Consider the following 23,198-nt stretch of genomic DNA (forward strand, 5'->3'; position numbering starts at 1 on the left):
TTAACTATGTGCCCTATTATTGAACGTTCTAAGACTTATCGGTTCAATATGCTCAGAACATATTCAAGCTAGATTGTTCTATAACCCAACTATTTTTTCTTTAATGAGCTTTTAGCTGATTCTTGAGAATCTTCAGTTTTTGTTTCTGGAGTAATCACAGGAATCTGACCAGTGTTAGGAACGAGAGACTCATATTCTGGTTCCGTCCCTACCTCAAACTCAGGGCGCATCACAACATCTTCAATAGAAGAGAAGTCTTCTTGAGCTCGACGATGGTATTCCTCGATAGGAAGAACTTGCTTCCACTGACGAGTCCGCATCGGAGGTAACTCCCCTGCGTCCTCACGTAGAGCACGAACGATCATCCACATCTCAAGGTAACCCAGAATCCATACAGGAAGACCAATCACAATAATGACCTGTTGCAAGAGGTTTAGTCCGTCGTCTCCGCTGGAGACAAGAATCGCTGCACACACAAGACCTATACATAAAGCCCAGAAAACGCCTTGACGTTTTGGTGCAGGGTCTTCGTGGCCGTTAGAAATAGCGTCCATGACCAAAGCAGCAGAGTCAATAGAGGTAATGAAGAAGATAGTAATCACGAGAAGTGTTAGTGCTGCAATCACGGGGAAGAAGGGGAAATGACCCAAAAATTCGAAAAGTGCGGCAGGAATATCGCCATCATTGACCACTTTTTGGACAAGAGTTCCACCGTGGTTACGTTCGATGTCAAAGGCGTTCATGCCAAAGACACCAATCCAGATGAGAGTAAATGCGCTGGGGGCTCCAAGAACACCAATTACAAATTGGCGGATAGTGCGTCCTTGAGAGATTTTAGCAATAAAGAGCCCAACGAAAGGTGCCCATGCAACGGTCCATGCCCAATAGAAGACGGTCCAAGAACCAAGCCAGCCAGTATCTGCGAAAGTATCGTTGAAGAACATCATTACAGGGAGCTTTTGAATAAAGTGGCCAGCAGATTCGATCGTTCCGGTAATTGCTAGTCGTGTTGCTCCCGTCATAAGGATAAAGAGCAACAAGGCAATAGCCATCATGATGTTAATGTAGGACAAACGCTTCACACCTTTGTCCATCCCCATTAGCACAGAGCAGATACCTGCAGCAGTGATGATGGCAATAATGGCAGCCTGTATCCACCCACCTACCGGAAGACCGTACATGATGTTCATACCGGAGTTAATCTGTAAGGCGCCAAGCCCTACGGAAACAGCAATACCAAAGACAGTAGCGATAATCGAGATTGCGTCGATGACTTTTCCGATAGGGCCGTGGATACCTTCGCCGAGCAGTGGTTGGAAGATAGAAGATACACGCGGAGGAAGTTTACGTTTATACGTAAAATACCCAAATGCAAGCCCAGGGACAGTCAGAATAACCCACATGAACAAGCCAATGTGGAAGTTTGCTATTGACAGCGCGTCAATAGCGGCAGCATCAGATTGCGGTTCAATCCCAGAATATGGAGGGTTAGCATAGTGGCTAATAGGCTCTGCTGCACCCCAGAAAAGAAGTACCGCGCCAACACCAGCAGCGAATAGCATCCCGAACCATGCAATACCGGAATATTCTGGTTCCGCATCATCGGGGCCAAGTTTGACACGCCCAAAACGGCTGCATGCGATATAGATGAGGAAGATAAAGAAAAGAGCATTCCCTAAAACATAAAACCAACCAAGATATTTAATAATAAATGATGCCGTAACACCAAAAATCTCAGCCATAGGCTTTGGGAAAACAACCATTGCCAGAGTAAAAAGCATAATAAATGCTGCTGACATAAAGAAAATAGGAGGGCTTGTTCTAAGCCCTAGTCTGTTGTGTATTTTGCTCAACACAGCAAAAACCCGGTGGATATGTGCGTACTTTGCGGCGCTCGTTGATTCCACCTCACCGCAAATTCATCCAGAGAGGACAACGTATTTAATAGTACGCATATTTTACAAAGAAATGTTAAATATGACTTTTTATTCCGACTATTTAGAGTCAATAGAAAGCATCTGACTAGGAATTATAACAATTCTATAAAATATAACACTACTGATTATTTTTGGCGTCAGAAGAGGCTAAAAGCCCCTCCCAAACCTCCAAAACACGCTGTTTAGTGTCAGCAATATCACCCGAATTGTCGATAACCCAATGAGCGACCTCTGCCCGTTGAGCGTCACTAGCTTGAGCTGACATTCTGTTCAAAGCATCCTCTCGAGACATCCCACGATACTTTTTCAGACGCTCAAGGCGTACAGGAAGATCAGCATAAACCACAATGACTTTATCAAAATGATGATATTGCCCAGTCTCTACTAAAAGTGGAATATCCTCAATGACGATAGCATCATCACCATAAATACGACGAATATTCGCAATTTTCTCTACAGCACGTTCACGAATAGCAGGGTGCATAATACGCTCAAGAGTTTCACGTAACTGCTCATCAGAAAAAATTTTCTGAGCCAAACGCCCACGATTCAACGACCCATCTTCGCACAGAATATCTGAGCCAAAAAGACGAATAACCTCGTCAAAAGTCTTCCCCCCCGCCTGCATAAGCTCACGCCCTAAAGCATCAGCGTCAACAATATGAGCCCCATAGGAGGAAAAAATCTGCGCAATAGTAGATTTTCCAGCACCAATTCCACCCGTTAAAGCAGTCCTTAACATTTTTCTCCTCTCAATCAACACACCCATACAGCTACTCTCTAACCTATCGTAACGACTATGAGTACGTGATGTTCATGTTCTACCTCATCCGCACACCAAAAACACATCTCAGAACACTACAGCCAAACATTACACAGAAAACGAGCGTTCTCATCGTGTGCAGTAAAATGTTTTAGATGCAGACAACAGACCATACTCGTGCTCACCGATACACTGTTCTAGCAAAACACGCACATGAATACCGTGCTGATCTTGAAATTAAAAGAAGCAATTTCTTGGGTTTCGCTCTTCGCGTTGAAAACGAAACCCAAGCACGAGAGTTCATTACTTCTCTAAGAAAACGCTACCACGATGCACGACACGTCTGCTCAGCGTTTGTGATTGGAGCAGATCGCGATATCCAACGATCCTCTGATGATGGAGAGCCAGCAGGTACAGCAGGAATACCGATGCTCCAAGCAATACTTGCACGAGACACGGCACAAAAAGCCCCTATCTCAGATATTTGTGTTGTTGTCGTACGATATTTTGGCGGGCTTAAACTAGGTGCCGGTGGGCTTACACGAGCTTATTCTGAAGCTGTCACTCATGTTCTTGACAGCTCAGAATTTCTTCTGCGTCAAAAACTGCTGTGTGCAAAACTTCCTGTTTCACATGCATTCGTCGGACAACGCGATCATGAAATACGACACCTAGGATTTCATATCATTGATACCGAATACGACGCAGAAAAAGCCTACATGAGCGTTGGTGTGACGGCAGAGAAAGTAGAATACCTCAAAGAATGTATTGCCCACATCAGTGCTGGCGAAGAGTCCCTCAGCTGGGACGGCTCAATATGGGTAGACACCCCGTAAAACATGACAGCGTAGAGATAAGGGTGCTCTTTGACCGCTATCATCAAAGAGCACCCTTATCTCTATATGATTTATCGGGCAGTTAAGCCACCGTCAAGGATAAATTCTGAGCCAGTTGAGTATGAAGAATCATCACTTGCAAGAAAGAGAACAGTCTTAGAAACTTCCTCTGGCTGAGCGATACGTCCCAGAGGAATAGTCTTCTCAAACTCTTTAACCGCAGCCATCGTATCTTCTTGCATAATCATCGGTGTCGCAATAACACCGGGGTGAACAGAGTTCACACGAATACCGTGATGGGCAAGTTCCAACGAAGCAGCTTTAGTCAAACCACGCACAGCAAATTTAGTATCGGTGTATCCGACTGCACCACCCACTAAGCCGTTGATAGAAGAAATATTGATAATGCTTCCGCCACCATTTTTCTTCATCAATGAAGCACCGTACTTTACTCCAAGAAATACGCTGAGCTGATTAATATTAAAAATCTTTGTATACTCATCAACGCTCACATCAAATAGTGACTTCGCCATCGTAATACCGGCGTTATTGACCAGAATATCTAAAGTGCCAAAGTGTTTTTCGGTCTCAGCAATAACACGTTCCCAATCGTCTGAAGAAGTAACGTTATGGGACAAGAACAAAGCGTTTTGACCTAATTCCTCCGCTAATTTTTCACCTTCTTCGGCATTGATATCAGTGATTACTACACGAGCGCCTTCTTCGTGGAATAAACGCGCATGAGCAGCTCCCATTCCTTGAGCAGCTCCAGTAATTAAAGCAACCTTGTTTTCGAGTTTCTTTGCCATCACTTATCATCCCTTGATATGAAAGATTTATTCGCTATGTATATTTAGCTGGCAAGAGGCGGCTTATGTCGCCCATCACTAACAAGGTGTACTATACTCCTGAACTCCCAGCTTTTTCAAGAAAAAAATAAAAGGTTGTTCTTCCTACCAGTAAGGTAGGAAGAACAACCTTTGATCAAGGACTTATGAGAGGTAAACCCCTCATAAAGACTTAATTAGTTGCCGGTGAGCTTCTTGCGAAGTTCTGCAAGAGCCTCATCAGAAGCAAGAGTACCGGACTCTGACTTGCTATCAGAGGAGTAGGAAGAAGGAGCAGCTTCAACCTCAGCAGCAGGCTCAGCAGGTGCGTTAGCAATAGCTTCTGCGTCAGCTTCAAGAGCCTTTGCAACCTGTACCTTGTGAGCTTCCCAGCGAGCCTGAGCATCAGCATACTGCTGTTCCCAAGCTGCACGCTGAGCTTCAAAACCTTCAAGCCATTCGTTGGTCTCAGGGTCGAAGCCTTCAGGGTACTTGTAGTTGCCCTCTTCGTCGTACTCAGCTGCCATGCCGTAAAGTGCAGGATCAAACTCAGTACCTTCAGGATCTACGCCCTCATTAGCCTGCTTGAGGGAGAGGGAGATACGACGACGGTCAAGATCAATGTCGATAACCTTAACGAAGAGTTCGTCACCAACAGAAACAACCTGCTCAGCCAAATCAACGTGACGAACAGCAAGTTCAGAGATGTGAACGAGACCTTCGATGCCATCTTCAACACGAACAAATGCACCGAATGGTACAAGTTTGGTGACCTTACCAGGAACAACCTGACCCAAAGCGTGAGTACGAGCAAATGCCTGCCAAGGATCTTCTTGAGTTGCTTTGAGGGAGAGTGAAACACGCTCACGGTCAAGGTCAACTTCGAGAACCTCAACGGTAACCTCGGTGCCAACCTCAACGACCTCAGAAGGATGATCGATGTGCTTCCAAGAAAGCTCAGAAACGTGGACAAGACCGTCTACGCCACCAAGGTCAACGAATGCACCGAAGTTGACGATAGAGGATACAACACCGTTACGAACCTGGCCCTTTTCGAGCTGGTTAAGGAAGGTGGAGCGAACCTCAGACTGAGTCTGTTCAAGCCATGCACGGCGAGAAAGAACAACGTTGTTACGGTTCTTATCAAGTTCAATAATTTTTGCTTCGATTTCCTGACCGATATAAGGTGCAAGGTCACGAACGCGACGCATCTCAACCAAAGATGCAGGGAGGAAGCCACGAAGACCAATGTCGAGGATAAGACCACCCTTGACAACCTCGATAACAGTACCGGTAACGACACCGTCGTTTTCCTTAACCTGTTCGATGTCGCCCCATGCGCGCTCGTACTGTGCACGCTTCTTAGAAAGGATGAGACGGCCTTCTTTGTCTTCCTTAGTTAGGACGAGAGCCTCAACTTCGTCACCAACGGAAACAACTTCGCCGGGATCGACGTCATGCTTGATGGAAAGTTCGCGTGAGGGAATAACGCCTTCGGTCTTGTAACCGATATCGAGAAGAACCTCGTCGCGGTCAACTTTAACAACTTCGCCGGAGACTAGATCGCCATCGTTGAAGTACTTAATGGTCTCATCAACGGCTTTGAGGAAGTCTTCTTCAGTTCCAATGTCGTTGATAGCAACCTGAGGAGTGTTGGTGCTCATATAGTAAAGGGCTCCAATAGGATAGATTTGGTAGGTTGATACAGTCAGGTGTCCCCCGCATACAAAACATATCTTCTGAGCCTCTGATAAAAAATATCTTTCACTCATCAGGTTCCGACGCAGTATCCACCACGAGTGGTTCACTCTGTACCAAGCGTTTATTCGGACAATTATGTGAGCGCATAGTACGCCCACACCGTTGATTCTAGGGGGTTACACCCAAGATGGTCAATCATAGCCACACTATTTCAGGTGTTTATTTCACAACAAATATGGTATGTTACTTCCCCATTGCGTTATCAACGGCTAAACATCGACTCCCACGACGACATCGGAACGTCACAAACTAGCTCATGGTAGACCTCACGACGATACTCTTTAAACCCCCTACGACAATAGTTCTTCAGAGCATATGGGCCGTCTAAAGTACATGTATGCACCCACACACGTTGCACTTCAGGTATAGCGTGATAAGAGGACATCTTCCATGCAGCAGTAAGAACATACTCCAAAAAGGCTTTACCCAGCCCCCTACCATGCACCCATTGCATCAAACCAAAATAGAGCAGCTCCACATCAGAGCCAAATTCATCATCAGAACGAGGAATAACCTGAGTATCTAACTGCGCATAGCCACAAGGAGTTCCCTCCACATAAAGAACCCATAGTTCACTGCCAACTTCGCTCAGTTCGTCGTCCCACTGCTCTCGAGACCAGCTTAAACGTTCGTACCAGTAATAAGGCCCACCAACGACGCTATACAACCAACGAATAAACTCCGGCTGAGGATACATCACCCGCTGAGCATACACGCCTTCAGGAAACCCCGAAAACTCCCCTGGATCTGAAAACATCTGTAAATAAATGACCTCAACATCCCGAGGAGAACGCGAAGGCATCGAATTTGTTATAGAAGTCATGACCAAAGAACGCTTCCCCTAATGTCCAGCCTCTTGCCAAGAAGTACCAGAACCAACCTGAACATCAAGAGGTACCAAAAGTTCCACAGCCGTGCTCATTTCTTCACCTAGAATACGGCGAGCTTGTTCAAGCTCACCAGAGGCAACTTCTAAAATCAATTCGTCATGAACCTGCAAAAGCATACGGCTCTTAAGCTTCTCATCATTAAGACGACGATAAACATTAAGCATCGCAATTTTGACAATATCCGCAGCAGTGCCCTGAATAGGAGCATTCAACGCTGCACGTTCAGCAGCCTCACGACGTTGCTTATTTGAACTGCCCAAGTCGGGAAGAATACGACGGCGTCCAAACATCGTCTCGGTATAACCATCACGGTGAGCCTGCTTAACCGTTGAACGCAAGAAACGCCCCACATTGCCAAAACGTTTAAAATAGTTCACCGTTAACTCGCCAGCCTCATCAACAGGAATACCGAGTTGTTTTGAAAGACCAAAACGAGACAACCCATACGCCAACCCATAAGACATTGCCTTAACTTTGGCACGCATCTGTGATGTCACCTCTTCAGGAGCCACATCAAATACTTCTGAACCAACAAAGCGATGCAAATCCTCACCACTTTGATAAGCCTCAATTAGCTTCTCGTCCTTAGCTAGATGCACCATAATGCGCATTTCAATCTGCGAATAATCTGCAGTTAGAAGAGTCTCATATGATGTTCCATCAACAGAATGCGGATCAACAATAAAGACCCCACGGATTTTACGTCCTTGCTCAGAACGAATGGGAATGTTCTGAAGGTTTGGTTCCGTAGAAGACAATCGCCCAGTCGCTGTAACATTTTGCTGAAAAGTCGTATGAATCCGACCATCAGCAGCCGTCGCTTTTTCTAGACCTTCAACCGTTTGTTTGAGCTTGGTAAAGTCACGATAGGTCTGCAACGCAGCCAAAAATTGCGCTCCGGCAGTATCAGGATTCACTTTAGTCATCAAATCTGCAATAGACTCAGCATCAGTAGAATACCCCGACTTAAGTTTGCGAGTCTTGGGCAATCCTAATTCCTCAAAAAGAACTCCTTGAAGCTGTTTAGGAGAGCTCAGATTCACTTCGTGGCCAATCAAACGATACGCTTCGTCAGTTGCCTGACGTACGAAAGAATCATAGTAGTCCTTAAGCTCAGAAATCTTTGCAGAATCAACGGCGATACCAGATTGTTCCATACGAGCTAAAACCTCTGCCATAGGAAGCTCAATATCCTGATAAAGCGTTAGCTGCTCATCATCAACCATCCGATAATGCAAACGGTACGCCAACTCTTGAATATGGCGAGCAACAAGAGCGCAATACTCAAAGGGGACAGAAGGTTCTAACACAAAAAGCTCTGCTTGAGGCTCCTCCGATACTGGCTCCTGAGGAAGAGAAACCCCCAAATATTCTTGGCACAAGGCATCCATCATCGTCGCAAAATCACGTTTACGGGCTGAAGGAATATACCCGCACACATAAGAACTCAGCATCGGGTCTTCAACAACCCCAGCAAGGTCAAAGCCTCGCGCGTTCAACGTCTTATAGTGCTGTTTGAGGTCGAAAAGAATCTTAGGTTGAGACTCATCTGCTAACCAACGAGCAAAAGCACTCTCTACTTCTGGGCTCATCGCAGTAAAGTCAAGCCATACGCTAGAAGCTCCAGCAACTAAAACAGCACCTAAAAGATCACGCTCATGAGCTAGGCCCGTCTGCTGAGCAGACTCAGAAACAACAGGATATAACGTCACAGCACAGCTCAAACGTTCCGGCACAGATTCTGAACGCTCCACCTGAGCAATAACATCAGTCGCCGTGTCCAAGAACTGACGTAAAACTTTATCTCCCTCATCAGAAGAGCACGTCTCAACTGTCGTATCAAAAGACAGTGCAGATACGGTCGTGCCCTGCTCCGCTGCGGCGGGGAAAACCTCACCCACACGACGGCGAATAGAATTAAACGCTAACTCATCAAAAAATTCGTCAAGACGTTGATGGTCTTCCGGACCATACTCACTCATATCCGATAACTCAAGCGGCAGTTCAAGGTCATCAACCAGACGATTCAAACGACGGTTACGACGCACATCCTCAATATGTTCCCTAAGCGCCTCACCCTTTTTGCCTTTAATCTCGTCAGCATGGGCAAAAATACTCTCTAAATCACCGTATTCATTAATCCATTTTGCGGCGAAACCAGGCCCCACACCAGGTACACCTGGCAGGTTATCTGCTTTCTCACCTGTCAACGCGGCAAGATCGGGGTACAAATGAGGAGGTACAAGATATTTCTCTTGCACAGCAGCCGCATCCATAGGACGGATACCTTTCTGCGGCCCCGTCGTCACAGGATAAAGTACCGTGACGTTATCAGAAATCAACTGAAAAGAATCCCTATCACCAGAGACAATAGATACTTGATATCCGCTCTCACAGCCAGTCTTTGTCAACGTCGCAATAATGTCGTCTGCTTCATATTCAGGAACAGTTAACCAAGGGATATTTAACAAATCAAGAAGACGCTGAATTAGCTCAACCTGCCCAAAAAATTCGAGAGGAGTCTCCGAACGTCCACCCTTATATTCACTATATTCACGTGTTCTAAATGTGCCACCCGATAAATCAAACGCAGCAACAATATGCGATGGTTCTTCACTTTTAATAAGGCTCAACAACGTTGAAAGGAAACCATGAACCGCATTTGTGTGCTGTCCTTGAGCATTAACGAAAACATCAGCTGGAGTCCCATAAAAAGACCGAAAAGCTAAAGAATGACCGTCAATCAGTAGAAGTTTTTGAGTTTTTTTAGCAGATTCTTGTGTAGTCACAGGTTCTATCCTAGACGCTTATTCTTTCTCACACCACGTTCACTCCCCCTATGTTCACTAGCACCTCAGAAAAACAAAGAGCATAATGAAGACTATGAACGAATTACCTCACGACGTACGCGCATCATTGATTGAGCATGGAATACCGGAAGATTCAGTACACCGTTTCGGTCCGCTAGGTTTAGGAGAGCTTATCCCTAAACTTGGTATCCGCTTCCTTGAACTCTCTGCAGAAAAAACTGTTGCAACAATGCCAGTATCAGGAAACACCCAACCAGCAGGACTGCTACACGGTGGCGCATCCGCAGCATTCTTAGAAACCCTTGGCTCCTTTGCCTCAAATATGGCTGTTGATGAGAAAACCATGGCAGTCGGTACAGAACTGAACATTACTCACCTACGCTCTGCCGTCAGTGGTCTTGTGACAGGAACCTGCACCGCAGTTAAACTTGGTAGAACACAGCTGGTCCACCACATTGATATTACCGACGAGAATGGAAAGCTTATCAGCAGCGGCAGAATGACTAATATGGTTGTTCCTAACATCGTTCATTCTGCTCAGAAAGGATAACGTCCATGCGGGAAAAAATTGGGATGGTCTTTCTCCTCCTGACCATTCTTGTTGCTGTTACTGCGATGCAACATGGAAGCTATTGGTGGTTTGCGTTAGCAGTCTGTAGCGCTATTACGCTATGGGGTATTGGCACAAAACCTTCACAAAAATAATTTTTTGCCCATAACACAACATGGTGGGGTTATCGCTCATTTGAAAAGCGATAACCCCACCATGATTTTATGTCTAGTAAAACCTATGATTTAGACATTTGTTCAACGATAGTCTCAGCAACTTCACGCATAGAGATACGTCGATCCATTGACGTTTTTTGAATCCAGCGGAATGCTTCTGGCTCTGTTACCCCCATCTTTGTCATAAGCAAAGACTTTGCACGGTCCACAGCTTTCCGTGTTTCAAACTGTTCTTTAATGCTTTCAACTTCAGCTTGAAGAGCCTTAATCTGTTCATAACGACTCATCGCAACTTCGATAGATGGGATGAGCTCATTTGGGCTAAAGGGTTTAACCACGTATGCCATTGCACCAGCTTCTGTGGCACGATCTACCAGCTCTTTTTGGCTAAAGGCGGTTAACAATACAACGGGAGCAATCTGTCGTTGTGTAATCTCTTCAGCAGCAGTAATACCATCCATAATGGGCATTTTTACGTCCATGAGGACAACGTCAGGGCGGTATCGCTCAGCGAGTTCAACAGCAGTCTTTCCGTTATCAGCTTCTGCGATGACGTCGTATCCTTGTCCTCGAAGAATCTCAACGATGTCCATACGGATGAGCGCTTCGTCTTCTGCGACGATAACGGTATGTGTTGTTTCCTCTGTGGAAGATGTCTTCTCTGACATACAAACTCCTAGCTCTCTGCCGACCCTTTTACTTTATAATTTTGACACGTTGCTTAGCTATCTGTTCAGCACGTGAAGAAAAAAGTCCGTAATATTCACCACTGTAACCTCATCAACGATAAAACAACCTGAAAACTGACGCAAAGGCAACTCAAAGGTCGGTAGCTGTGATGTCGTCTTAACAGCTGGTGGGTGCATTACGAACAGATGTTTAAAAATATTTTTATGTTCGTATTTCTTTTGAGAAAGAAATTCAGAAAGAGCTGCCATTATCGCGATAATTGATACCATTCTTATTAGCTAAGTTCAAACTTATAAAATCACTCAAAAAACTTAACACATCAATTAACTTGCGGGACAAAAAGAGTATGGACCTCTATAAACTCGAAAACGTCGCATACGACTTCAATCAACACGTTAGAAAAAAGCTCCCCAAACATCTAAAACACGACTGCGATACTGGAGGCGGAGGAGACAGCGAAACAGCCCTATGGGTCGCTGAACTCGTATACCAATACGCTATCTCCATAGACCCTGAACTATACGTTAACTGGAGAGAACACCAACCTATCGTCTACGGCAGCACATGGGCCGGATACCACTGCGCCGTTGAAGCATTAGAAGCAATCGACGCTCGCCCAGAAGTTCAAGCAGAGTTTAAACGTAGAGGAATCACACCTTCGGTGAAACATCTCTCGTAGACTCAAAAGATATTTCTATTGAGAATCTCACAGAGAGAAAGTTAAGCCTCAAAATTACCCTTTACAGGTTTTTCTGAGAATAGAGCGTTCTCCCCTAACACAAAATAACACCTTACCGATGGGTTGATACCAATAAAAAACCCTCTTCTACAAGAGAGAAGAGGGTTTATTGTGTGCCCAAGGTGGGACTCGAACCCACACTCCTAAGAACCGCATTTTGAGTGCGGCGCGTCTGCCAATTCCGCCACTTGGGCGCATCTGCGCTAAGAGCACTCCTCTACGATACACCATCACTACGCAAAAGTGAAATCGAAAGAGTCGAAATCATAAAATACTTTATCTAATGCCTCACAACACAACAGAAAGAAGCCCCATCCTCGCTCATAAACAGAACATAGGACAGGGCTTCTTCTCGTATCAGGATAAAACCTTAGAGAGTGACGATGCTAGGAATCTTCACCCCAGGGGCCGAGTTTCTCTTTCTCTTCAGGAAGAAGAGCACCAGCGTCATCCAAGTCACCAATACGGTGAACTTTCAACATGTTGGTTGAGCCGGCAACGCTTGGAGGCGAACCAGCCGCCATAACGATGAGTTGATTAGGCTCAGCAATTTTTTGAGCCAAAAGGTACTGGTCGACCAGGCCTGTCATCTCATCAGTGTTTGCAACGCTCGCAGCTTCTACCGCGTCTACACCCCAAAGCATTGCAAGGAATGCGCGAACCTTAGGATCAGGAGTAAACGCAATCACAGGCTTCGATGGGCGCAAACGTGCAAGACGGCGAGCCGTATCACCGGACTGAGTGAACGCGGTAATGTAATCAACATTGAGCTGATCAGCAACGTTCACTGCCGCACGAGTAATCGCGCCACCACGAGTCTTAGGAGAAGTGCCTAGTTCAGGCACGCGATACAAGCCACGTTCCTCAGTGGATTTGACGATACGAGCCATGGTCTGAATGGTGATAATCGGGTACTCGCCCACAGATGTTTCACCAGAAAGCATGACGGCGTCTGCACCATCAAGGATAGCGTTAGCGCAGTCAGATGCTTCTGCACGAGTTGGAGTGGGGTTATGAATCATTGATTCAAGAACCTGCGTTGCCACGATAACAGGCTTAGCCCAACGGCGAGCAAGTTCGATGGCTCGCTTCTGGACGAGAGGGACCTCTTCAAGAGGATATTCAACGCCTAGGTCACCGCGAGCGACCATGATACCGTCGAACTTATCGACGATGTCTTGAAGATTGTCAACAGCCTGAGGCTTCTCAACCTTCGCAATAACGGGGATGCGGAATCCTTCTTCGTCCATGATTTCGTGAACACGAGCGATGTCGTCGCCAGAGCGCACGAAAGAAAGAGCGATAATGTCGACACCAAGTTTCAAAGCGAAGCGAAGGTCGCGTTCATCTTTTTCGGTCAATGCGGGGATAGATACCGCAACACCGGGAAGGTTAATACCTTTATTGTTGGAGATAGGCCCACCAACAACAACGCGTGTTGTTACTGTCGTGTCAGTTACTTCAATGGCTTCAAGACGAATTTTTCCGTCATCGATGAGCAGGGTGTCTCCGGGAGCGACGTCTCCAGGGAGTCCTTTGAAGGTAGTACCACAGATGTCTTTGGTACCTTCAACGTCTTCGGTCGTAATTTTGAAAGTATCACCAGGTTCTAGAACTTCAGAACCGTTTTTGAAGGTTTCAAGGCGAATCTTTGGGCCTTGTAGGTCTGCCAAAATGGCAACGTTTTTACCGAGCGCTTTGCTCTGTTTACGAATGTTCTTGTAGGAATTTGTGTGAACATCGTGGTCGCCGTGGCTCATGTTAAGGCGGGCGACGTTCATGCCAGCTTCAATAGCTGCCTTAATTTTCTCCTCAGAGGAGATTGCCGGACCAATAGTACAAACAATTTTTGCGCGTCTCATGTATACAACCTTAGTAAGTTTGGGGGTGCGACAACAAGGGGGATGATAGAACATCTTGCGATAGTGCGTTCAATGAGCCACAAAAAATAACATTCCCACACATTCACAGATATTCTTAGCATCTCTCCGGGTGCATACCTCATTATACGGGCATAAACCTTCTTTTTGTCCCAGAAATGAGAAAAATAACTCATAAAACCAGCGCCCATTTCCCACAAAAACACACATCTTATTCGTTAAATGTTCCATCGCCGTTCAACTTGTTTTATTCTTGAGATATAAAAGCACCGCAAACCACGCCTTACCGGCATGAAAGAAACGTGAGACTCATGAGCACCCAAAACGTCGTTATCCTCTTCGGCTCAAACTACGGATTTACAGAACGGTACTGCCGCTGGATTGCAGAAGAACTCCAAACTCTCGACCAGTCCCCCAACATTAGCCTCAGCCCCATTGCAGAAGCCACCGACGAGCTCATCGAATCTGCTGACGTACTCATCGTCGGGGCAAGTTACCTTGGAGGGTTCCTCACCGGCGCTCCAACATTACGCAAACGCCGTGAAGCAATGCTCAAAGTTCCGCACCGCGTCTTCTTCACCGTATGTTTCAACGGTCTAGCCGTATACCCGCGTGAATACCTCGACAAACGCGTCATGAAATCTTACAAAGAAGACGTCGCAGGAAACTGCCCCACCTACCACTTCCGCGGAGGACTAGACCTCTCCCAAATGACGAAAACTCACAAAACTGTTCTAGCAGGAGTTCGCACCGCATATCGTCTCAAGCCTCACGCGAACGAATACGACAAACAGATGATTGAATCTTTCGACAATGGTGGTGGAGACTACACCAACCGTGAAGACATCTTCCCCCTCGTCGAAACAGTCGCAGGGTATCTCTCCCCCAACGTAGAAAGCTAAGGCGCGTATCCTCATGGGAGCACGTGTTCTCATCTCAGCCGGTAGCCAGTACGGATACACCACAGAATATGCACACTGGATATCCGAAGCGTTAACTAACCATGACAACACTATCAACGTAACGATTTGCGCTACAGAACAGCTCTGCGCAGAAAATATTCAATCAGCAGATATTGTCCTTATCGGAGCTAGCGACTATGGAACATTTTTGACAGGAGCAAAAACAACACAAAAATACGCTGAACTATTGCGATCAGTCCCACGCGTGTTTTTTACCGTATCTTTTAACGGGCTTGAAGGTAGTAGCCGCCAAAAGTTAGACAATATGGTGATAAAGAACTATGGCGAAACGTTAACGGAGAACGCTAAAATTTTCCATTTTCGTGGAGGACTAGACCATACCAAACTCAGCATGAAACATAAAACGCTCATGATGGGGGTACGTGCAGCAATAGCGGCAAAACCTCAACGCTCTCAGGCTCAAGAACAAATGCTTAAAAGCTTTGAACAGGGAAAAGTAAACTATTCTGACCCAATAGCTGTTAAACCGTTAGTCGAGCACGTCCTACAAACGTTAGCTACTCAACAATAACAATGTTTGTTCTCCTCTATGTGGTGGGGTAAGAGATATCTTTTACCCCACCACATAGATTTATTTATACCGTCTCTTAAAGAAGCGTAAACCCGCGATCATGAGGAGACACCGGTTCAGGTAAGAAAGTGGAACCGGTAAGATACCGCTCAACTGCGGCAGCTGTTGCACGCCCCTCAGCGATAGCCCACACCACCAGAGACTGTCCGCGGCCAGCGTCACCACAAGAAAACACGCCAGGAACATTCGTCATATAGTTCTCATCTCGTGCAACATTTGACCGTTTGTCATAGCACGCACCAATTTGTTCTTCTAAAGTTCGAGAATCTTGCCCCGTAAAACCTAACGCCAAAAACACGATATCAGCAGGGATAACATGTTCGGTACCAGGTTCAGGGACACGACGGCCATCAGGTAGGTACTGCGTCTTAGCAACTTTAAGACCTGTCAAAACACCATTCTCACCAACGAACTCCACGGTTGACGCTAAATAGCGAAGCTCTCCACCCTCCTCGTGAGAAGAAGACACCTCAAATACTTTTGGAAACATCGGCCATGGTTCACTATCAGAGCGTTCAAGCGGTGGCTGTTCACCAATCGCAAGAGTCGTAATAGATGCTGCTCCTTGGCGTACAGCCGTACCGATACAGTCAGATCCAGTGTCTCCACCGCCCAAAACAATCACGTTCTTACCGGTAACGTCAATGCTCAGTGAAGAGCTCTCCCCTGAGACAAAACGATTCGTGTCCTTGAGATAATCCATTGCCGGATAAATACCAGATAACTCAGCGCCCGGAATATCCAGTAAACGAGGAGCTGTTGCCCCTGTCGCAACAATAACAGCGTCATATCGTCGTCGTAACTCATCCCACGTAATATCAGTACCAATATTAATGCCGGGACGGAAACGAGTGCCTTCTTCTTCCATCACTGCAAGACGGCGCTCCACCACAGATTTCTCTAATTTAAAATCAGGGATACCATAGCGCAACAAACCACCAATTTTAGAGTCACGTTCAAAAACAGCAACCGTAAAACCAGCCTGTGTTAATTGTTGAGCAGCCGCTAACCCAGCTGGCCCAGAGCCCACCACAGCAACCGTCTTATCTAACATACGTGCAGGAAGAATAGGCTCAATCAGGTTCTCAGCAAACCCAGCTTCACCGATAGAATACTCAGCTTGTTTAATAGTGACCGCCGGCTGATTAATACCTAGCACACAAGAAGACTCACACGGAGCTGGGCACACGCGTCCCGTAAATTCCGGAAAATTGTTTGTTGCGTGCATACGCTCCACCGCTTCACGGGTACGACCACGCCACACCAAATCATTCCATTCAGGAATAAGATTTCCCAAAGGACACCCAGCGTGACAAAACGGAACACCACAATCCATACAACGAGAAGTTTGCTGACGAATCACCGCTTCATTTGGGTGAACCTGCACCTCACGGTAATCCATAATACGTACAGGCACAGGACGTTTAGGTCGGTCTTGACGAGTTGTTACTTCTAGAAAGCCACGAGGATTAGCCACGGGTTACCTCCAAAATCTTCTTCCACACAGCCATCGAGTTAGGGTCTTCACCTTGAGCTTGAGCGTCCTGACGAACACTCAAAACTGCCGCATAATCACGCGGCACAACCTTCGTGATACGGCGCATGGTGTCCTCTTCATCTGCCAAAAGCTGCTGCCCCAGATGCGACCCCGTATGCTGCACATGTTCTTCCAAAAGTTGGCGAACCTCTGAACAATCTGTTTCAGATAAAGCGGAAAACAATAGTTCGCCCTGCTCACGAGAATCTTTATTCACATTCTTCATGTTGAGATCTAGTACATATGCATAACCGCCACTCATACCAGCACCAAAGTTACGTCCTGTCTCACCCAAAATCAGGGTTCTGCCACCTGTCATATATTCACAACCGTGGTCACCGATTCCTTCAACAACAGCAGTAGCACCAGAATTACGCACTAAGAAACGTTCACCTACAACACCGCGGATAAACAGTTCACCGCTGGTAGCGCCATAACCGATAACGTTCCCTGCCACAACATTTTCATGAGCGATAAGAGGAGCGTTCTCATCTGGGCGGATAATAATTCGTCCACCAGATAGGCCTTTACCGGCGTAATCGTTGGTGTCACCAACCAATCGAATAGTCATTCCTTGAGGAATAAACGCACCCAAAGACTGACCAGCATGTCCTTTCAGATGAAGGTCAATCGTATCTGGTTCTAATAAGTCAGTACCAAAAGTTTTCGTCACATAATGTCCTAGCATTGTGCCGATAGAACGATCAGTATTCACCACATCACGAGTGATTTGAGTCTTCTGACGGTGCTCAAAAGTGGCAGAAGCCGCACGAATAAAATGGTGGTCGATATGAGCATCCAGTTCATGGTCTTGTTCACGGCTATGGCGCACTCCCCGACCCGCGTACTCTTCAAACGTTGAACGCAGAATAGGCGATAAGTCTAAACCGTCAGCTTTCCAATGTTCGATAGCGGCAGAAGTATCCAAAAGTTCGGCGCGTCCAATAGCCTCGTCTAGGCTTCTTAATCCCAGCTGCGCTAAATATTCACGAACTTCTTCAGCAATAAATTTAAAGAAATTGATAACATGCTCAGCTTTACCGGTGTACCGTTCGCGAAGCGTCGGGTTCTGTGTCGCAACCCCCACTGGGCAGGTATCCAAATGGCATTTACGCATCATAATGCAGCCCTCCACCACGAGTGGAGCTGTTGCAAAACCGAACTCTTCTGCACCCAATAAAGCAGCAATCATCACGTCACGACCGGTTTTTAGTTGCCCGTCAGCTTGCACAACCACGCGGTCACGTAAACCGTTAACCATCAAAGTCTGTTGAGCCTCAGCAAGACCTAACTCCCATGGTGCTCCAGCATGTTTCAAGGAGTTCAAAGGAGCAGCACCAGTACCACCATCGTGACCAGAAATAAGCACGACATCGGCTTTAGCTTTCGTTGCACCGGCAGCAACCGTTCCAACACCCACCTCAGACACCAACTTGACATGAATACGAGCCTGCGGGTTGGCACGTTTGAGGTCATAAATCAGCTGTGCCAAATCCTCAATAGAATAAATATCATGATGAGGAGGTGGCGAAATCAAGGTCACCCCAGCTGTCGCGTGACGGGTCTTCGCCACCCACGGGTACACTTTCTGACTCATGAGCTGCCCACCTTCACCAGGTTTAGCGCCTTGAGCCATCTTAATCTGAATATCTTGGGCGTGTGTTAGGTATAAAGACGTCACACCAAAACGACCAGAAGCAACCTGCTTAATAGCTGAACACCGTTGCGGGTCAAGAAGCCGTTCAACATCTTCACCACCCTCACCAGTATTCGACTTTGCACCCAAAGCATTCATCGCAATAGCCAAAGTCTCATGAGCCTCCTGAGAGATAGACCCATACGACATCGCACCCGTCGAAAAACGCTTCACAATAGAGCTCACCGGCTCTACCTCAGAAATATCAATCGGAGGGCGATCCTGCTTCAAAGACAATAACCCACGTATTGTCATCAGCTCTTTAGACTGATCATTTACACGTTCTGTATAAGACTTGAAAATATCGTAGCGCCCCGTTTTGGTTGCATGCTGCAAACGAAAAACAGTCTCAGGGTTAAACAAGTGGGAGGCACCATCACGACGCCAATCATATTCACCACCAGTTTCTAAAGTACGATGTGGAACAGCTACCCCATCTTGAGGATAAGCACGGTCATGACGGGCTTTCACTTCAGCAGCAATAACATCAAGACCCACACCATCCATCTGCGAATGAGTCCCTGGAAAATACTCGCTCACAAGACGCTCAGACAAACCCAAAGCTTCAAAAGTCTGAGCACCACAATACGAAGACACCGTAGAAATACCCATCTTCGACATAATCTTCTGCAGACCTTTACCCAAAGCCTTAATCAAGTTCTTAACAGCTTCATCCTCAGAAACTGACTCAATCTCACCATCTCGAACCAGCTGTTCCACCGACTCCATGGCAAGATACGGGTTCACCGCTGAAGCACCATAACCAACCAAAGTAGCAATATGATGCACTTCGCGAACATCACCAGCTTCAACCACCAAAGAAGCCTTCGTACGAGTTGCAGAACGCAAAAGGTGATGATGAACCGCCGCCGTCAACAGCAACGACGGGATAGGCGCCCACTGCGCATTAGAATGACGATCAGAAAGAATAATATGCTCCACACCGCGATTAACAGCGGCAGACACCTTTTCACAAATTTCACTCAGCCGAGCACGTAAAGCGTCTTCTCCCCCAGCAGGGTTATAAAGACCCCGAACTTTCAGGGCAATACCCATACCATCCTCATCAGTGAGGTGAGCAATCTTTTCCAACTCATCATTATTGATAACGGGAAAATCTAAACCAATATGACGAGTATGTACACGCCCATTACGAAGAATATTCCCATTAGGACCCACCGACGTCTTCAAGGACGTAACAAGCTCTTCACGAATAGAGTCAAGAGGAGGATTCGTTACCTGAGCAAAAGACTGCACAAAATAGTCAAAAAGTAATCGTGAACGTGACGAAAGAACCGCAATAGGAGTATCCGTTCCCATCGCGTAAATAGGCTCTGCACCATGTTGTGCCATCGGGGCAAGAATCTTTTTAAGTTCTTCAGTAGTGTACCCAAAAGTCTGTTGACGCAGAGTCATTGATGAACGAGGGTAACGAATATGTTCACGTTCAGGTAAATCGGCAAGATTGATAATGGACTCTGACGCCCATTTTTTCCATGGGTGACTATTCGCTACGCTCTTTTTAACTTCTTCATCTGAGATGATACGTTGTTGTTCTGTATCGACGAAGAACATCTTTCCTGGGCTGACTCGACCTTTCTGAACGATATTCTTCTCGTCAATATCAATAACGCCCACTTCAGATGCAAGAACAACAAGACCTTCATCAGTCACCCAGTAGCGTGCTGGTCGTAACCCGTTACGGTCAAGAACAGAACCAACCCGTGTACCATCGGTAAAGGCTACTGCTGCTGGGCCGTCCCATGGTTCCATTAACGTTGAATGATATTGGTAGAAGGCTCGGAGGTCTTCGTCCATATCCTCGTGTTTTTCCCACGCCTCAGGAATCATCATCATCATCACTTGTGGCGCGCTACGCCCAGAGAGCAACAGCAGTTCTGCAACCTCGTCAAAAGACTGAGAATCTGAAGCACCCGCCGAACAGATGGGAAATAATTCTTCGGGATTTCGTCCTAACAATGGTGATTTGAGTTGTGATTGACGCGCTCGCATCCAGTTACGGTTACCTTTGACGGTGTTGATTTCGCCGTTATGTGCGATGGTTCTAAAGGGTTGCGCTAATGGCCATGAGGGAAAGGTGTTCGTTGAAAATCGTGAGTGGACGATAGCAAGTTTTGTCTGAAATCTGGGGTCTGAGAGGTCAGGATAAAAGGGTTCTAGTTGTGCGGTGGTTAGCATTCCTTTGTACACGATGGTTCGTGTAGAGAAGGACGGAAAATATACTCCGAGCTTGTGCTGTGCGCGTTTACGTAGACGAAAAGCTTTTTGGTCTAGTTGTTGTTGTGCGGATGTTGTGTCGAGGTCGATGATAGGGATATGTCCGGTGAAGGGGGCGGCAACGGCGTCGTGTTCTTCGGGTTCTGCTTCGGCGATGAACATCTGTACGAAGTGAGGCATGACGGCGCGTGCTGATTTTCCAACAAGTTCTGGGTTGGTGGGCACGTCTCGCCAGCCGAGGACTTTGAGTCCTTCTGCGTGGGCGATGTCTTCTAGTGATTGTTTGTATTCGCTGATGTTTTCTTCGTCAGCGGGGAGGAACGCTGTTCCAGCTGCGTATTTTCCGGTTTCTGGTAGGCAGAAGTCTAGTACGGCGCGGAAGAATGTGTCGGGTAGTTGTAGGAGGATTCCTGCGCCGTCGCCGGTGCCTTCGTCTGCTCCGACGGCTCCTCGGTGTTCGAGCCGACGCAGTGCTGTGAGTGCGTGGTCAACGATATCGTGGCTGGCTTGACCGTTGATCGTTGCGACCATTGCTAGTCCGCAGGCGTCTTTTTCGTTGTCGGGGTGGTATAGCCCTTGCGCTTGAGGTATTGCGGCAAATGTTTGGAAGGGTGACGGTGGTGTGGTGGAGTTGTGTTTGCTCTGTGTTGGGGTGTGTGATGTTGGGTTTTTCAAAGGCCTTTTCCTCTCCACGGCGGGTCGTTCACATGCGTTAGGGTACGTGTGTGAGCGAGGTTTCGGTGGTGGTACGGCACAAAGTTTGATATATCCGCATCGTGTATGCGCATAGGCTCTAACTCTTGGGTGTGGGATAAGAGTTAAAGGTCTTTGAGCCGCGCCATTGCAGCGATGGGGTATGTTCCGTTTACTGATGGGTATAGGTGTTATCAGTGGTGGATTTGTTGTGGTGCAGTTGATTCCTGTGTGTGGTGGAGTCAATGTTGTTACGTTTTCACGTTCACCGGTAGAAGACGCTAGTTTTTTGGGTGTGTTCTATCTATCTTCTGGTAGTTATTGTGCCTTGTTTTGTTTCAAAAGGGGTAATTCTTCGCGTTAATGCACCAGATAGTGAGACGGCTTAGTATCTGATAGTTAAATAGTTGGATGTCTCGGATATTTTTATTTTTAGCGATAAGACGTACACAGTGAAATAAAGGCGTCTCAACAGTATTTTTTGTGATGGGCAAGACCGTTATGGAAGTCCAGAGGGTTTTAACACAGCTCATCTTTCTAGCTGGACCGTTGTGGCACAGCTTCTCCCCTGTAAGCAGTCCTCAAAATATATTGTTATCACGGGATAAGAGTATCTCGGGGAATTACTCTTTTGTAGTGTGGTGGACGTACCCTGCCCGTAATGTCTTCGGTATTTTAGAGTGAGGCTTATTTCTTACGTCGATGAGATAATACCTATTTGTAGACTTTTTTAGGTTTATTTTTGCGTATCCACTCTTCAACATCGCTGGCGCGATAACGAACTGAGCGCCCTATTTTGCAGTAAGGCAGTTGTTTTCCTTGCGAACGCCAGTTGGCGAGGGTTTTTTCTTTGAAGCCGGTTAGTTCAGATACTTGAGCCGGTGTTAGCAGCTTGGTCATTAGCAGCTCCTAAAGATTCAGCGCTATCTCTTGGGATTCCTAGAATCTTGTATATACCCACTCGTAATAGGTTGTCCACCTTTAGAGCATATTTTTTATTTTTCCTGTTTTTAGGCAGAGACAAAAACTGGAAAATTGTCTAGAAGTCTTGTCCAATAAAGTTTTTGCGTTAAGAATAGGATTGTGAATAGTCTTTCTCATACTCTCAAAGAAGCCTGCCAGAGCCTCGGTTATTCAACTCAGGAAATATCTAAACGAGCCGAAAAACACGGTTACAAAGTAAGTAAAGCTACTGCCCACAGATACATGACGGGAAAAGTTCCCGCTAAGCCTAACCCCGAAGTATTAGACGCTTTCGCAGAAGTCCTAGGGCTAGATTCCCACCAGCTACGCCTCCTAGCGCAACTTCCACCAGCAGGAGGAGAGCCTTTCATCCTCCCAGAAAGAGCAAAAGACCTCACTGATTCAGAACGAGCAGCCGTTATATCCGTTATCGATGCAATCCTTAACAGCAAAACCCAAGCAATAAAATCCCTAAACCAAAACCCTAGAAAAAGCGAAAACACCCCTACCAACTAGCAAACGATAAGATCACCAAATAGCCTATCGGGATTATACGAGCAGCAGTCCGCGAGACTCCTATAATCCTTCTTGACGAACCAACAGCAGCATTAGATGATTACCACGCGCAATGTGTTCTCGATTTTCTTCAAGAACATTG

General features: G+C 46.5%; 19 protein-coding genes and 1 tRNA gene. 7 read left to right on the forward strand and 13 right to left on the reverse strand.

What is annotated here, in order from left to right:
- Positions 1 to 89 precede the first annotated feature (89 nt).
- Positions 90 to 1,799, reverse strand: coding sequence for a BCCT family transporter (locus ACN084_RS04880; RefSeq protein WP_419106082.1), 1,710 nt, complete (start codon positions 1,797 to 1,799; stop codon positions 90 to 92).
- Positions 1,800 to 2,055: 256 nt separating this feature from the next.
- Entirely contained in the window at positions 2,056 to 2,679 is a 624-nt protein-coding gene (gene coaE, locus ACN084_RS04885) for a dephospho-CoA kinase (protein WP_419106083.1), read from the reverse strand.
- A gap of 176 nt (positions 2,680 to 2,855) precedes the next feature.
- Here coaE and ACN084_RS04890 point away from each other — a divergent pair, with 176 nt between their 5' ends.
- Positions 2,856 to 3,536 (forward strand): IMPACT family protein, encoded by a 681-nt coding sequence (locus tag ACN084_RS04890; RefSeq protein WP_419106084.1) that lies wholly within the window; start codon positions 2,856 to 2,858, stop codon positions 3,534 to 3,536.
- A gap of 71 nt (positions 3,537 to 3,607) precedes the next feature.
- Here ACN084_RS04890 and ACN084_RS04895 read toward each other — a convergent pair whose 3' ends face one another.
- From ACN084_RS04895 to polA, 4 genes are all read right to left on the reverse strand, one after another.
- Entirely contained in the window at positions 3,608 to 4,345 is a 738-nt protein-coding gene (locus ACN084_RS04895) for an SDR family NAD(P)-dependent oxidoreductase (RefSeq protein WP_419106085.1), read from the reverse strand.
- Between the two features lie 215 nt (positions 4,346 to 4,560).
- On the reverse strand, positions 4,561 to 6,027 hold the full coding sequence (gene rpsA, locus ACN084_RS04900) for a 30S ribosomal protein S1 (protein WP_419101790.1): 1,467 nt from the start codon (positions 6,025 to 6,027) through the stop codon (positions 4,561 to 4,563).
- Positions 6,028 to 6,326: 299 nt separating this feature from the next.
- Entirely contained in the window at positions 6,327 to 6,947 is a 621-nt protein-coding gene (locus tag ACN084_RS04905) for a GNAT family N-acetyltransferase (protein WP_419106086.1), read from the reverse strand.
- 18 nt (positions 6,948 to 6,965) lie between these two features.
- Positions 6,966 to 9,803, reverse strand: coding sequence for a DNA polymerase I (gene polA / locus ACN084_RS04910; RefSeq protein ID WP_419106087.1), 2,838 nt, complete (start codon positions 9,801 to 9,803; stop codon positions 6,966 to 6,968).
- Between the two features lie 94 nt (positions 9,804 to 9,897).
- On the opposite strand from polA, the gene ACN084_RS04915 reads away from it, so the two are divergent.
- Both ACN084_RS04915 and ACN084_RS04920 read left to right on the forward strand, forming a co-directional pair.
- Positions 9,898 to 10,374: a PaaI family thioesterase gene (locus ACN084_RS04915; RefSeq protein ID WP_419101793.1), complete on the forward strand. Its 477-nt coding sequence runs from the start codon at positions 9,898 to 9,900 to the stop codon at positions 10,372 to 10,374.
- 5 nt (positions 10,375 to 10,379) lie between these two features.
- Positions 10,380 to 10,529: a hypothetical protein gene (locus ACN084_RS04920; RefSeq protein WP_419101794.1), complete on the forward strand. Its 150-nt coding sequence runs from the start codon at positions 10,380 to 10,382 to the stop codon at positions 10,527 to 10,529.
- 83 nt (positions 10,530 to 10,612) lie between these two features.
- On the opposite strand, the gene ACN084_RS04925 is transcribed toward ACN084_RS04920, so the two are convergent.
- Positions 10,613 to 11,218 (reverse strand): ANTAR domain-containing response regulator, encoded by a 606-nt coding sequence (locus ACN084_RS04925; RefSeq protein ID WP_419101795.1) that lies wholly within the window; start codon positions 11,216 to 11,218, stop codon positions 10,613 to 10,615.
- A 57-nt stretch (positions 11,219 to 11,275) separates the two neighbouring features.
- Positions 11,276 to 11,488 (reverse strand): hypothetical protein, encoded by a 213-nt coding sequence (locus tag ACN084_RS04930; protein WP_419101796.1) that lies wholly within the window; start codon positions 11,486 to 11,488, stop codon positions 11,276 to 11,278.
- Between the two features lie 98 nt (positions 11,489 to 11,586).
- Between ACN084_RS04930 and ACN084_RS04935 the strand changes: the two genes are divergently transcribed.
- Positions 11,587 to 11,919 (forward strand): hypothetical protein, encoded by a 333-nt coding sequence (locus ACN084_RS04935; protein ID WP_419101797.1) that lies wholly within the window; start codon positions 11,587 to 11,589, stop codon positions 11,917 to 11,919.
- Positions 11,920 to 12,093: 174 nt separating this feature from the next.
- Here the strand turns inward: ACN084_RS04935 and ACN084_RS04940 are convergent.
- Positions 12,094 to 12,173: transfer RNA gene (locus tag ACN084_RS04940), tRNA-Leu, on the reverse strand.
- A gap of 192 nt (positions 12,174 to 12,365) precedes the next feature.
- Positions 12,366 to 13,841, reverse strand: coding sequence for a pyruvate kinase (pyk, locus tag ACN084_RS04945; protein ID WP_419101798.1), 1,476 nt, complete (start codon positions 13,839 to 13,841; stop codon positions 12,366 to 12,368).
- Between the two features lie 329 nt (positions 13,842 to 14,170).
- Here pyk and ACN084_RS04950 point away from each other — a divergent pair, with 329 nt between their 5' ends.
- Positions 14,171 to 14,761, forward strand: a complete 591-nt coding sequence (locus ACN084_RS04950) for a flavodoxin domain-containing protein (protein WP_419101799.1) — start codon at positions 14,171 to 14,173, stop codon at positions 14,759 to 14,761.
- Positions 14,762 to 14,774: 13 nt separating this feature from the next.
- Positions 14,775 to 15,353 carry a flavodoxin domain-containing protein gene (locus ACN084_RS04955; RefSeq protein ID WP_419101800.1) on the forward strand — a complete coding sequence of 193 codons (579 nt, stop codon included), beginning with the start codon at positions 14,775 to 14,777 and terminating at the stop codon, positions 15,351 to 15,353.
- A 76-nt stretch (positions 15,354 to 15,429) separates the two neighbouring features.
- Here the strand turns inward: ACN084_RS04955 and ACN084_RS04960 are convergent, their stop codons facing one another.
- The 3 genes from ACN084_RS04960 to ACN084_RS04970 all read right to left on the reverse strand — a co-directional run bounded on the left by ACN084_RS04960 (position 15,430) and on the right by ACN084_RS04970 (position 22,477).
- Positions 15,430 to 16,890 (reverse strand): glutamate synthase subunit beta, encoded by a 1,461-nt coding sequence (locus ACN084_RS04960; protein ID WP_419106088.1) that lies wholly within the window; start codon positions 16,888 to 16,890, stop codon positions 15,430 to 15,432.
- Positions 16,883 to 21,559, reverse strand: a complete 4,677-nt coding sequence (gltB, locus tag ACN084_RS04965; protein ID WP_419106089.1) for a glutamate synthase large subunit — start codon at positions 21,557 to 21,559, stop codon at positions 16,883 to 16,885. Before gltB ends, ACN084_RS04960 begins: the two co-directional genes overlap by 8 nt.
- 732 nt (positions 21,560 to 22,291) lie before the next feature.
- Positions 22,292 to 22,477: a helix-turn-helix domain-containing protein gene (locus ACN084_RS04970; protein ID WP_419106090.1), complete on the reverse strand. Its 186-nt coding sequence runs from the start codon at positions 22,475 to 22,477 to the stop codon at positions 22,292 to 22,294.
- A 183-nt stretch (positions 22,478 to 22,660) separates the two neighbouring features.
- On the opposite strand from ACN084_RS04970, the gene ACN084_RS04975 reads away from it, so the two are divergent.
- Positions 22,661 to 23,056, forward strand: a complete 396-nt coding sequence (locus ACN084_RS04975) for a helix-turn-helix domain-containing protein (protein WP_419106091.1) — start codon at positions 22,661 to 22,663, stop codon at positions 23,054 to 23,056.
- Positions 23,057 to 23,198 lie beyond the last annotated feature (142 nt).

Source organism: Rothia sp. P7208 (assembly GCF_048512915.1).
Lineage (GTDB): Bacteria > Actinomycetota > Actinomycetes > Actinomycetales > Micrococcaceae > Rothia.

Excerpts from the sequence above, each read along its gene's own strand:
- coaE (WP_419106083.1), bottom strand. The coding sequence starts at position 2,679 with ATGTTAAGGACTGCTTTAACGGGTGGAATTGGTGCTGGAAAATCTACT.
- rpsA (WP_419101790.1), bottom strand. The coding sequence starts at position 6,027 with ATGAGCACCAACACTCCTCAGGTTGCTATCAACGACATTGGAACTGAA.
- ACN084_RS04890 (WP_419106084.1), top strand. The coding sequence starts at position 2,856 with ATGCAGACAACAGACCATACTCGTGCTCACCGATACACTGTTCTAGCA.
- ACN084_RS04955 (WP_419101800.1), top strand. The coding sequence starts at position 14,775 with ATGGGAGCACGTGTTCTCATCTCAGCCGGTAGCCAGTACGGATACACC.
- ACN084_RS04970 (WP_419106090.1), bottom strand. The coding sequence starts at position 22,477 with ATGACCAAGCTGCTAACACCGGCTCAAGTATCTGAACTAACCGGCTTC.
- ACN084_RS04920 (WP_419101794.1), top strand. The coding sequence starts at position 10,380 with ATGCGGGAAAAAATTGGGATGGTCTTTCTCCTCCTGACCATTCTTGTT.
- ACN084_RS04895 (WP_419106085.1), bottom strand. The coding sequence starts at position 4,345 with ATGGCAAAGAAACTCGAAAACAAGGTTGCTTTAATTACTGGAGCTGCT.
- ACN084_RS04930 (WP_419101796.1), bottom strand. The coding sequence starts at position 11,488 with ATGGCAGCTCTTTCTGAATTTCTTTCTCAAAAGAAATACGAACATAAA.
- ACN084_RS04950 (WP_419101799.1), top strand. The coding sequence starts at position 14,171 with ATGAGCACCCAAAACGTCGTTATCCTCTTCGGCTCAAACTACGGATTT.
- pyk (WP_419101798.1), bottom strand. The coding sequence starts at position 13,841 with ATGAGACGCGCAAAAATTGTTTGTACTATTGGTCCGGCAATCTCCTCT.
- ACN084_RS04915 (WP_419101793.1), top strand. The coding sequence starts at position 9,898 with ATGAACGAATTACCTCACGACGTACGCGCATCATTGATTGAGCATGGA.
- ACN084_RS04935 (WP_419101797.1), top strand. The coding sequence starts at position 11,587 with ATGGACCTCTATAAACTCGAAAACGTCGCATACGACTTCAATCAACAC.
- ACN084_RS04925 (WP_419101795.1), bottom strand. The coding sequence starts at position 11,218 with ATGTCAGAGAAGACATCTTCCACAGAGGAAACAACACATACCGTTATC.
- ACN084_RS04905 (WP_419106086.1), bottom strand. The coding sequence starts at position 6,947 with ATGACTTCTATAACAAATTCGATGCCTTCGCGTTCTCCTCGGGATGTT.
- ACN084_RS04880 (WP_419106082.1), bottom strand. The coding sequence starts at position 1,799 with ATGTCAGCAGCATTTATTATGCTTTTTACTCTGGCAATGGTTGTTTTC.